The organism is Paenibacillus sp. S02, from assembly GCF_019454065.1.
In the GTDB taxonomy this organism is placed as follows: Bacteria; Bacillota; Bacilli; order Paenibacillales; family Paenibacillaceae; genus Paenibacillus; species Paenibacillus polymyxa_B.
Genome location: NZ_CP073682.1, coordinates 2,946,234 through 2,958,671 on the forward strand (window position 1 = coordinate 2,946,234; position 12,438 = coordinate 2,958,671).

The window sequence follows — 12,438 nt, forward strand, 5'->3', positions numbered from 1 at the left end:
CAATTGCTATTATCGGCGCTGGGCCCGGTCTGGGTTTCTCATTGGCCAAAACATTTGGAAAACATAGTTTTCGCATAGATTTGATATCTAGAACACAAGATAAGCTTAAATCAATACGCAGAATAGTTGAATGAGATGGGGATTGAAGCCAAGGGATTCGCTGCGGATATTACCAATAAGATGTAACTAACCGCAGCATTTCAACAAATTAGAGATACATTTGGCACAATCGATCAGGTAGGTGGAATTTAGCTCCTTTAATGGAAATATGCCAGTGACGCCTGTCTTAGACAGATGAAAGCGCACATCAGATTTTCAACAATGTAGTCATTGGAGCCATTAATACTGCTAGACAAGTTATTCCGGAAATCATTGCGCGTGGTCAAGGCACGCTTCTTTTTACAAGTGAACTATCCGCCATGATTCCAAGTTCCATGTTTGGAAATTCAGGTATAGCCATGTCCGGGTTGCGGAACTATATCCTTAATTTGCATGAGTGGTTACTACCTCACGGCGTATTTGTTGGGCATCTTTCCATCAGTCCACTTATCAAGAAAGATACAAGTTTTGATCCAGATCAAGTGGCTGAGGCATGGTACGACCTATACGTACGTAGAACACAGGCAGAAGAGACCTTTCCCAAGGGTATCAAGCAGTTATTGAATTAATGAGATTACCTGTACGGAAGAACATAGAGATTTTTCTTGAGTGATTGATTTGTTGAAAGATCCGGGTCATGGATAAGTTAACAAAATTCAAAATAATGGAGATGTTTTACATTGAGTAAAAAAATTCGTACAGGAATAATAGGTGCTTCAATTAATAACGATGGGCGAGCGGTACACATATTCCAGCCATTGAACACTTGAATGAGTTTGAGCTTACGGCAGTTGGGACAAGCAATATAGAGAGTGCGAAGAAGAGCGCAGAAGCTTTTAACGCAGATCACGGCTTTGATAACATGGAGGATTTGGCCCAACATCCTGATGTGGACATGGTAGTCGTCAGTATTAACGTCAAGGAACATTATAATGCCATTAAAGCCATTGCTCCTGCTGGAAAACCGATATATTGCGAATGGCCACTGGGATCAAATACTGCTGAAGCGCTCGAAATGCAGGAATGGGCAGCTTCCGGCCAGTTGCCAAATGCAATTGGATTACAGGCCAGACAAGCCCCGGCAATTCAATATGTGAAAGATTTAATGGCAGAGGGTTATGTTGGAAAAGTATTATCTGCTAATCTAAAGATATTTATTGATGGAATGGGTGGTGTGGGTGACAAGTCCACTGCGTACTTGTTTGACCGGAAGGTCGGAGGGAACTTGCTCACCATTGTAGGTGGACACAATCTGGATGCATTTACCTACATGCTTGGGGACTTTACAGCACTTTCTGCCGTCACAGCACAACAGTTCCCTGAAGTCGAATTGTTGGATATCCACAAAATCATTAAAAAGACGACGGATGATCAAATTCTGATTACAGGAAAATTGACTAACGGTGCAGCAGCCAGCGTTCATATTCAAGGTGGAGTCAAACATCAGACAGGACTTACGCTTGAAATTTTCGGAGACAAGGGCACGATCGTGCTGAGTGCGCCTGCTTCAATTCAATTCGGGTCACACCAATTACGCGGTGCAGGACCTACTGACAAAGAGCTTCGTGAACTAACAATTCCCGATTCCTATTACTGTGTGCCAGATTCCCTAAAAGATGACTCAGGATTTGTTCTGAATATGGCTCAGGCTTACCGTAAGTTTTCCCAAGATATCCTAGAAGGAACCTCCTTAACACCTAGTTTTGCGGATGCGGTCAAACTTCATCAGTTACTTGATACCGTCGTAAAAGCAGCATAAACCGGTGTACGTCAGTATTTATAGATCCTATTGCTAGTGAATTTTTGAATATTATGCAATGGAGTGGGGGTTTCATCCGAATTCGGTAGGCGCATTTACGGTAACAAGGGCTATGTCCTTTATGAATTTCCCCTTGATGAACTATATCAGAACAATCTCACCAAGACCGATTTTGTTTATCATTGGCGAACATGCGCATTCTAGATATCTTAGTGAAGATGCATACGAAATGTCTACAGAGCCCAAAGAACTGTATGTGGTTCCTGATGCTGGTCTAGCCATTGGATCTCTACGATAAAATGGAGTTAATTCTGTTTGATAAACTAGAATCATTTTTCACAGAAAATATGTAAATGGATATTGCATTGATGTAAACCGGAAGAGCTCGAGAGAAGAATCGGTCTCTAAAAGGAGATTTTATTTTTTTTGAAGAAGAAATAATAGATGTGATTATCTATTTTACACTGCGGTGGCGGTCATTTTGACCGCCGTTTCTAATACAATAAAGAGCTATAGTTCGCATCAACTTAATCTGAAATAATTAAGTTTTAATTTTATAGAGTTGCCATACATGTTTGTGTCGCTTCGAAAAGTACATTGTGTAAGTTTGTGAAAAAATGGAATAAAAAGCGAATAGGTGTGATTGAATCAGGTGGCACGAAATTCATATGCGGGGTAGGCAATGAAAAAAGTCAGAAAAAAAGCGCTTCAAAGATTATTGAAACGTTTCCAACTTAGTGCTATTATAATTCCTATAAGAGAGATGGGGGGGTTAAATGCCAAGTATTAGAGATGTAGCTAAGATAGCTGGTGTTGCTGTGGGAACAGTTTCCCGCGTTATTAATAACTCGGGCTCTGTAAAACCAGATACACGCAGGAAAGTGGAGAAAGCTATACAAGAACTGAATTATTTTCCTAATGAAGTCGCTCGAAATTTCAAGATGAGCAAATCCAAGATGGTAGCCTTGCTACTTCCAAGTATCTGGAATCCTTTTTTTTCTGAACTGGCTTATTACATTGAGGATGAGTTGGATCGGGAAGGCTTTAAGCTCATGTTATGTAATAGCGGCGGCAAGCCCGAAAAGGAACTGTATTACCTGGATATGTTACGGCAAAACAAAGTGGCTGGTATTGTCGGCATTACTTACAATGATATAGAAAATAGCGTAAGCAATGACATTCCGATTCTAAGTATTGACAGACATTTCAACAAAAAAATCACTTGTGTAACCTCAGATAATTATGAGGGAGGCCGTCTAGCTTTGAGGGAACTTGTTAAAGCAGGGGCCCAGAAACCGGCTTTTATGGGAAGTGTAACTTCCGTTTTTAGTGAAACTATGAATCGAAGAAAAGGTTTCATTGATGAGGCGAAAAAATTAGGTGTAGACTATGTTGTATACGAGAAACCAGATCCTATTGTGGACGACGAAGCCTATTTTGGCGAATTTCTATTTAAGCATCAGGATGTGGACGGCATTTTCGCTATTACGGATATGTTTGCCGCCAAATATATAGAAAGAGCAGGTAGGCAGGGGATTCGTATTCCAGAGGATGTAAAGGTCATCGGTTACGACGGCATTCAGGATCATCGTTATTTTCATCCGATATTGTCTACAATCAGGCAGCCAGTGGAGGAGATGGCACGTCTGACAATCAGACTACTGTATCAAAAGATCGATGGTATAACTTTAGATCAGCAAGTGTATCGTCTCCCCGTTATCTTCAGACAAGGCGAAACTACATGATTTTAATTGTAAAGATTTTAGCTCGTAAAGTCGGATCACAGTCTGGATATGCAAACTTGACTTTTTCTTATAGAAAATTGGAAACGTTTCATTTTACAATCAGACTACTCAGTTAAAAGATCGAAGGAATAAGTTTGAAACAGCAAATGTATCGTTTTTTGTTATCTTAGACAAGTTTTTTTACATTGGAAAGACTTCAGCTCATTCGGTGGATTTATGGTATGGGCCACCGACTGACGTTTTTCTTATAACAAATTGGAAACGTTTCAAAAATGAAAATATTCCTTATACAAGAAAGGGATTGTAATGGTGAATTCAAGAACTAGTGAGTTGGATCATTCCACGATCAAGCCGAATCGCAAAATATGGAACCAGATCAAACGTGACTATGAACTGTATCTGTTTTTGCTGCCAATTATTATTATTTATCTCGTATTTAAGTACTATCCGATGTATGGAATACAAATTGCTTTTAAGGATTTTTCACCAAGTCGGGGGATCTGGGGAAGCGAGTGGGTAGGCTTTAAGCACTTTATTGATTTTTTCGATTCCTATAACTTTTGGACGATTATGACGAATACACTTACACTCAGTGTTCTATCGCTTGTGTTTAGCTTCCCAGCTCCGATTATTATAGCGATTATGTTGAATCAGATGCTGGCCAAAAGATACAAGAAAATTGTACAAACTGTAATTTACGCACCACACTTTATATCTACCGTAGTGCTCGTCGGTATGCTTAATGTTTTTCTGTCTCCAAACAGCGGAATCGTGAATCACATCATCACCTTGTTCGGAGGAGACCCCATTATGTTTTTGGCCGACGAAGGTTGGTTCCGTCCTTTGTATATTTTATCAGGGGTTTGGCAAGAGACAGGTTTTGCTACCATCATTTACCTTGCTGCGCTGGCAGGGGTCAATCCAGAATTGCATGAAGCCGCGATAATGGATGGAGCAAGCAAATGGAAGCGCGTAATGCATGTGGATATTCCAAGCATTTTGCCGACGATCGTCATCTTATTGATTCTCGCACTCGGTAACATTATGGGCATCGGTTTTGAAAAGGCTTTCCTTATGCAGAACGATTTGAATTATGCCACTTCCAATATCATTCCGACCTATGTTTATGAAATCGGGATTCAAAAGGCACAATACAGCTTTTCTACGGCAATTGGTCTGTTTAATTCAGTTGTAAATATTATCCTGATAATCACCGTCAACCGGATCGCCAAAAAGTTGACTGAAACCAGCCTGTGGTAAGGGGGAGTTCATTTTGAATCAATTATTAAAGAGAAAAAGCAAGGGAGACATGTGGTTTGACATCGTCAACTACGTCATGTTGACCATAGTTATGCTGCTTGTATTATTCCCGTTGTATTTTGTGTTGATTGCTTCACTCAGTGACCCCAATCTCATCTACTCAGGAGAAGTATGGTTTTTTCCAAAGGGTTTTACGCTGGATGGATACGGGCGGATATTCAGTGATTCATCTATATGGATTGGTTATGCCAACTCGATTTTATATGCGGGTCTAGGAACATTAATCGGAGTAGCCGTGACCGTATGTGCAGCTTACCCATTAGCTCGTAAAGGACTGGCGGGAAAATCGGCGATTATGTGGTTTTTACTGATCTCCATGTTTTTTAGTGGAGGGCTGATCCCAACCTACTTGCTGATCAAAGATCTTCACATGCTGAATACGATCTGGGCACTTGTTATTCCTGGAGCGGGAGGTGTGTTCAATGTCATTATCGTAAGGACTTTTTTTCAGTCGACCATCCCAGATGAAATGTGGGAGGCAGCTTCGATCGATGGTTGTTCCAATACCAGATTTTTTTGGAGCATTGTATTGCCTTTGTCTAAGTCCGTTATAGCCGTAATGGTACTATATCATGTTGTCGGCTTCTGGAATGGTTTCTTTGACGCTTTGATCTACTTGAACGACGAAAACAAGTATCCGTTGCAACTGGTTCTGCGCAACATTCTTGTCCAGAATCAGGCCAACTCGGGCATGATGATAGACGTGGAATCTTACGCAGCGAAGATGCGCGTTACAGAGCTTATCAAATATGGTGTCATCATGGTATCCAGTCTACCGTTGCTGATTTTGTATCCTTTCCTGCAAAAATACTTTGTTAAAGGCGTGATGATCGGCTCGATCAAAGGCTAACATTGTCATGGTGCCTGAAAGGGGGAATGTGCAACAGAATCGATAGATCCAGCATTCAGACAAATATATAACAAGGGCAAGGTAAGTTTTCAACTTGTGGAATGACATAAAGGAGGTTATGTACGATGAAATTATTCAAAAGTGCTGGAATTCTAATGCTGGCCGGAGTGTTTGCGCTTAGCGGATGTTCGGGAGGCGGTGGCGAGTCAAAAAATCAGATGGTAAATCCGGATCAGGATGCGAATTTTAATAAAACCGGTCTTCCGATTGTTAAAGAACCGGTGACCTTAAAGATGGTCTCCCCGAAAGCTGCTTTAGCGCCGGATTACTCGAAAATGGAAATTTTCAAGCGGCTGGAAAAACAAACAAACGTAAAGATTTACTGGGAAAACATTCCAGACACTGACTTTGCAGAGAAGAAAAATTTGTTGTTGGCCAGCGGAGATTTGCCAGACGCATTTTACGGAGCCGGATTCACAGATTACGATCTAATCAATTACGGTAAAGACGGAACCATCATTCCGCTGGAGGATTTAATTGATAAATATGCGCCTAACTTGAAAGCGCTTCTCGATCGTCGACCCGACATTAAATTAGCCATCACAGCGCCGGATGGACACATCTACGGACTGCCGTCGTGGGAAGAGAATAAGCTCGATACCAACCCCTTCTTTCACGTCATCAATAAAAATTGGCTCGATAAGCTGGGCCTGAAAGTCCCTCAGACGCTGGATGAATACACGCAGGCTTTGATTGCCTTTAAAACGAAGGACCCGAACGGCAATGGCAAGGCTGATGAAATCCCATCAAGCTTTATGCATATGCAATGGTGTAGTGACATTGCCGGCATATTCGGAGCTTTCGGTCTTCCGGATAATTTGGAACACCGGATCGTACGCGAAGGTAAAGTGATCTTTACCGCTTCGCAACCTCAATATAAGGAAACATTAAAATATATTCATGATAACTGGTATAAGCAGGGCCTGATTGACCCAGAATCGTTCACCCAGGACGCTGCTCAGTATTTAGCAAAAGGCAAAACACCAGATGAAACGCTTGGCTCCTACGTTTGGTGGGAAGTCGAAGAGGTTGTCGGACCGGAGCGTAGTAAGGATTATGCTCTGTTGCCCCCGCTTAAAGGCCCAAATGGAGATCAAATGATCGGCCGCAACAACGGCGGCGGTCCGGGACGAGGTGGCTTCGTGATTACAAAGGAGAACCGTTATCCGGCAATGACGATGCGTTGGATCGATCAACAGTATGACCCTTACATGGCGGCTCAAATTCACTGGGGTCCGTTGGATGTCGTATTCAAGAAGGACGAAAAAGGAAAATTGGTGAACCTGCCGCTTCCTGAGGGAGCCTCCGCAGGTGAATTCCGTCAAAAAGTGGCTCCAGGTACAGGAAATCCGGGCGTCATTACTTTCGATGACTTCGGAAAAGTTGTTGATATGGAACCCCGGGCTCAGAAGCGTGCTGATTATTTGGAGAAATATTACACTCCATATATGACAAAGGAAAACTATCCGAGTATCTTCTTTGAGCCGGATGAACTAGATAAAATCAATCGGATTGAGCCAGAACTTATTAAATATGTAAATACCCAAAGAGGCAAGTTCATCGTCGATGGCGGCGTAGATGAAAAGTGGGACAGCTATGTGAAGACACTAGAGAAGATGGGGCTGAACGAATTAATGGAGATCTATCAAAAAGGGCTGGACCGTTATAATGCAAATTTAATAAATAAATAATCAAAGGATAGGTGGGGAGAAACTGTGCTTGATGTAATAACCATTGGGGAAGTATTGATAGACTTTACTCCATCAGGTCGTACAGCGGGAGGCAACGAGCAGTTTGAATGCAATCCTGGAGGGGCTCCGGCTAACGTAGCAGCTGCTCTATCCCGTTTAGGAGCTAGAGCGACGTTGATTAGCAAAGTTGGGGATGATCGATTCGGTTCCTTGCTGCACGATACCTTGATGAACGGCGGCATCGACGTGTCTGCGCTTTCGTTTACAGATGAAGCCAATACAACGCTGGCATTTGTCCATCTGGATGACAACGGAGACCGATCGTTCAGCTTCTACCGGAAGCCAGGAGCGGATACATACTTGCGCACGCAGGATGTCCCGTTTGATAGGATTGAAAACTGCCATGCACTGCACTTTGGTTCTGTGTCGATGACCCATGAGCCGGTCCGTACGGCAACAAGAGCAGCAGTTGTGAAGGCTAAAGAGGCAGGAGTCCTGCTTTCATTCGATCCGAATATCCGGTTTGCTTTATGGGAGAGTAAAGAGGAGGCGAAACAGAATATCCTTTGGGGGATGAAGTATGCCGACATCCTGAAAATATCGGAAGATGAGCTCCGCTTTATAACTGGTACAACTGATGTGGAAAAAGGCTCCTTAGAGCTGCAACAACAATTCGGCATCGCCTGGATCGTCGTAACTTTAGCGGAAAAAGGCTGCTATTACCGGTTGGCTGGTCATGACGGATATGTGCCAGGTTTTCAAGTGAAGGCCATCGATACGACAGGAGCCGGCGACGCTTTTCTGGGCTGCTTGTTATATAAGATACTGGAAGCCGGTGTTTCTTTGAATCAGTTGACAAAACAGCAAATCATCAGCATGCTAACTTTTGCTAATGCCGGCGGTGCATTAGTAACCACACGGAAAGGGGCTCTTCAATCTATGCCGACGACAGATGAGATTAAACAGATGATCGAGACAAATAAACAGCACGATGATGATATATTAAGGCCGGGTTTTCATTTTTCACCTCACTCCCATTGGTTGAATGATCCGAATGGATTAGTCTATTACGAGGGAGTCTATCATCTGTTTTATCAGCACCATCCTTATAGCAATCAATGGGGACCGATGCACTGGGGTCATGCCGTAAGCCAAGACTTGGTTCATTGGGAGCATATGCCTATCGCTCTGTTCCCGGATGAGCATGGCGCAATTTTTTCCGGTTGCTGTGTGGTTGACTGGAATAATAGCAGCGGACTGTTCGATGGTTCCCATGGATTGATCGCGCTCTTCACTCATGCAGACATCTGTCCGGAGACCGGACAACCTCGCCAGCGGCAAAGCCTGGCTTACAGTAGCGATAAAGGACGAACTTGGCACAAATATGAGGGGAATCCAATACTCGCCGAGTATGATATGGTTGACTTCCGGGACCCCAAGGTGTTCTGGCATTCGCCAAGTGAGCGGTGGATTATGGCTCTTGTCGCGGGAGACCACGTTCGGTTTTATCGTTCGGACAATTTGCGTGAATGGTCGTTGTCAGGCGAATTCGGAAAGAATGAAGGCTCGCATGACGGAGTTTGGGAATGCCCTGATCTCTTTGAATTGCCGATTGATGACAGCGGGCGTTCCAAATGGGTACTTATCATAAGCATCGGAGATGATCCGAACTGTCCGGAAGGCTCACGCACGCAATACTTTATCGGAGAATTCGACGGAAATACGTTCATCAATGACAATCCGGCCGATCATATCCTGTGGCTGGATTATGGCCGGGACAATTATGCGGGGGTCACTTGGTCGGATATAGCTGAGCAAGACGGACGGCGCGTGATCATCGGATGGATGAGCAACTGGAAATATGCCAACCAAACGCCTACCGGAGCCTGGAGAGGCGCAATGACTCTACCTCGCGTCTTATCATTGACCAGCCGAGACGAGGGCGTAGTTCTGACTCAAATGCCTGTCCGGGAAATAGAGCAGCTGCGAAAAGGAACGCTCTGCTGGAATGAGGTCAAGGTTACGCCGGCGGTGCCGTTTACGCAAAAAATGAATGATGTTCTGCTTGAGATTGAAGCGGATATCGACATTCGTTCCGGGGATGAGGTTCATATCAAAATGAAGTCCTCTGGGCAAAGTGAGACTATTATCGGATATGACCCTGTGCGCCAATGGCTATTCATCGACCGTTCGATATCGGGCCTGACTGACTTCCACCCGTCGTTTGCGTGCAAGCACGGTGCTAGAATGGTTCCGGAGAATGGAAAGATCAAGCTGCATATCTGGCTGGATCGCAACGCGGTTGAAGTGTACGCGAATGAGGGTTTGGTTGCACTGACGGATCAAATATTCCCTGATGCTCCGATGGATCGTATTGAGATAAGTACGAAATCAGGGGAAGTTGTACTGAACTCGTTTCATATGCATGCTCTTAACTCCATTCATATTCCCAATGGTCCAACGGAGCAGACATCAAGGAGGGTTGAGGTATGAGCCATGCAACCGATAATCGGGGATTGATCATGTATTGGGCATTCAATGAAGAAACCGGTACAAGCGCTCTGGAGAGCGTATCCCAAGTCCAGGATAATATCCAGTACGTATTTAACCAAGCGGAGTTTACTAAACCTTGCCCTCCACGGTGGAGACAGGGAGTAATTGGAAATGGGCTCCTGTTCGATGGTTATTCGACTTACATTGCGCATTCGTTCGATGAGGGAAGTCAGAACACCGAGCCAGAGTATCGATCAGCGCTAAGCATTGGAGTATGGATAGCCCCACGCTCCTATGAATGGGGGGATGATGGCAAATTGTCCGCCATTGTGAACCGCTACAACCTGGATCGCAAGCAGGGTTATCTGCTCGGCATGTTCCGTCACGGTTCCTGGTCCTTCCAAGTCGGGCTGGAAGGAGGGGACTGGAAGGAACTTTGGTCGCCGGACGGCCATGAACTGCCCAAGAATGAATGGTCATACGTGAATGCTGTGTTCGATGGGAACCAAGGGGAAATCAAGCTGTATTTGAACGGCAGTGAAATTGCTTCGGCAGCCTTGCCTCGTGGTTCCCGCCTGGCTGAGGCGACGGACTCGGATCTTCTAATCGGCAAGAATAACCATAGCAGCCTGCTGGCGGAAGTGTTCAGCCTGCACATGTTTAGCGGTATCGTTGATGAACTCAAGATTTATAATCGGGCGCTGAGCGCGGAAGAAGTGGCCGCTTCTTATCGGCATGTGCTGGATACCTTTCACGAAGGTATCCGGCCGCAATTAAACTATGACGAGATCAAGCTGGACCGGACGCCACTGCTGCTTGATCGGCACAGACCGCAATATCATGTTAGCCCGCCAGCCCATTGGATGAACGAACCCCATGCACCGATCTATTTTGACGGGCAATATCATTTGTTCTATCAGCATAACCCGCATGGGCCGTTCTTTCATCAGATCCATTGGGGACATTGGGTAAGTCAGGATTTGGTGCATTGGCGTGATCTACCCGTGGCCCTGGCGCCCGAAAAGGATCAGCTCGCACCGGACGGGATCTGGTCGGGAAGCGCAACCTATGATGCAGACGGCCTGCCTGTCCTGTTCTTTACGGCAGGTAATGACAGCGCTTCGCCGAATCAGAGCGTGGCGCTTGCCCGAAGCACCTATACCCTTGACGGAAACCCGGATCTGGTTCACTGGGTCAAACATCCGGAGCCGTTGATCGTGCAGAAGAAGGGAATGGGCGCATTTGGGGATTTCCGGGATCCGTTCGTATGGAAGGATGATGACGGCTGGTATGCTCTGGTCGGGTCCGGAATCGAAGGCGGAGCAGCACTGGCATTTGCGTCACAGGATATGCTGAATTGGACGTATAAAGGGCCGTTTTTTAAAGCAGATATTCAGAAGTTTCCTTACCTTGGACCCATCTGGGAGCTCCCTGTGCTTCTTCCCCTTGGCAGTGACAAGCAGGGGGTGAACAAACATCTCCTGCTTGTCAGCCCTGTGGGGAAGGGAGCGGATGTCGAGGTGTTCTATTGGATCGGACAACTTGACAAGCAAAATCTTTCGTTCATCCCCGATCAAGAAGAGCCTCAATTGATTGACGTCGGGGATTTCCATTTTACCGGACCGAGTGGAATGGTTGATCCGAAGACCGGCAGAAATATCGTCTTTACGATAGCCCAAGGCGACCGGACGTCCGAGATGGAATATAAGTCGGGCTGGGCTCATAACGGCGGCTTGCCGTTAAGCGTGTATTTGAGGGATGACGGACGTCTGGGAATAGAGCCGATTCAGGAGCTTCAATCGCTGCGTGGCGCCAAGAGGCTATCACTTCGGGACCAGTCATTGGCTGAAACTAATGTACAGCTCAGGGATGTTCATGGTGACATGCTTGAGATTCAATTGGAATTGGAGCCCGGCAGCGCCAAACAATTCGGAATCAAGGTCCGTTGTACGCCGGACGGAGAGGAAGAAACTCTGCTGTATTATGATTGGAATCAAGCGATGCTCGTGGTTGACCGGTCGAAAACGACGCTGCATCCGGGAGAAAAGTGCAGAGGGGTTCAGGGCGGTAAGCTGGAGCTACTTGGGGAGAATCTGAAGCTTCATATTTATTTGGACCGCTCCATGGTCGAAGCCTATGCAAACGGATTGAAAAGCCTGACAACCCGGGTGTACCCGAGCCGTATGGATGCTTTGGGACTCGAGATTTGGGGAGATGGAGAAGCGTTTATTAAATCCTTGGATATATGGGATATGCAGTCCATTTGGTAAGACGATTGCTTAGGCGCTCCTTACCAATCGGGTCATGCAGCAAATGATCAAGTAACTTTGCATTCCTCCGATTGGAAACGTTTCATTCATATTCTCCCTTCTTCATGACTATTCACTTTGTACAAGGAGAGCATTTCGAAATGAGGTATCG

The 12,438-nt window shown here is 45.2% G+C and carries 9 protein-coding genes; all 9 read left to right on the forward strand.

The window, feature by feature from the left end:
* Positions 1 to 434: 434 nt before the first annotated feature.
* The 9 genes from KAI36_RS12830 to KAI36_RS12870 all read left to right on the forward strand — a co-directional run bounded on the left by KAI36_RS12830 (position 435) and on the right by KAI36_RS12870 (position 12,287).
* On the forward strand, positions 435 to 668 hold the full coding sequence (locus KAI36_RS12830) for a dehydrogenase (protein ID WP_258382296.1): 234 nt from the start codon (positions 435 to 437) through the stop codon (positions 666 to 668).
* A 179-nt stretch (positions 669 to 847) separates the two neighbouring features.
* Positions 848 to 1,858: a Gfo/Idh/MocA family protein gene (locus tag KAI36_RS12835; protein ID WP_346730207.1), complete on the forward strand. Its 1,011-nt coding sequence runs from the start codon at positions 848 to 850 to the stop codon at positions 1,856 to 1,858.
* A gap of 58 nt (positions 1,859 to 1,916) precedes the next feature.
* A complete protein-coding gene (locus KAI36_RS12840) occupies positions 1,917 to 2,156 on the forward strand; it encodes an alpha/beta hydrolase family protein (RefSeq protein WP_258382297.1) in 240 nt (79 codons plus the stop codon).
* Between the two features lie 478 nt (positions 2,157 to 2,634).
* Positions 2,635 to 3,603: a LacI family DNA-binding transcriptional regulator gene (locus tag KAI36_RS12845; protein WP_220027952.1), complete on the forward strand. Its 969-nt coding sequence runs from the start codon at positions 2,635 to 2,637 to the stop codon at positions 3,601 to 3,603.
* A gap of 306 nt (positions 3,604 to 3,909) precedes the next feature.
* Complete coding sequence (locus KAI36_RS12850; protein WP_220027953.1) at positions 3,910 to 4,863, forward strand: ABC transporter permease; 954 nt, start codon at positions 3,910 to 3,912, stop codon at positions 4,861 to 4,863.
* Between the two features lie 13 nt (positions 4,864 to 4,876).
* The gene (locus KAI36_RS12855; protein ID WP_103048545.1) at positions 4,877 to 5,773 is read left to right on the forward strand and encodes a carbohydrate ABC transporter permease; all 897 of its coding nucleotides are present in this window, start codon (positions 4,877 to 4,879) and stop codon (positions 5,771 to 5,773) included.
* A 125-nt stretch (positions 5,774 to 5,898) separates the two neighbouring features.
* Positions 5,899 to 7,524: an ABC transporter substrate-binding protein gene (locus KAI36_RS12860; protein WP_220027954.1), complete on the forward strand. Its 1,626-nt coding sequence runs from the start codon at positions 5,899 to 5,901 to the stop codon at positions 7,522 to 7,524.
* Positions 7,525 to 7,548: 24 nt separating this feature from the next.
* Complete coding sequence (locus tag KAI36_RS12865; RefSeq protein ID WP_220027955.1) at positions 7,549 to 10,017, forward strand: PfkB family carbohydrate kinase; 2,469 nt, start codon at positions 7,549 to 7,551, stop codon at positions 10,015 to 10,017.
* Positions 10,014 to 12,287 carry a GH32 C-terminal domain-containing protein gene (locus KAI36_RS12870; protein WP_220027956.1) on the forward strand — a complete coding sequence of 758 codons (2,274 nt, stop codon included), beginning with the start codon at positions 10,014 to 10,016 and terminating at the stop codon, positions 12,285 to 12,287. The genes KAI36_RS12865 and KAI36_RS12870 overlap by 4 nt, the downstream gene beginning before the upstream one ends.
* Positions 12,288 to 12,438 lie beyond the last annotated feature (151 nt).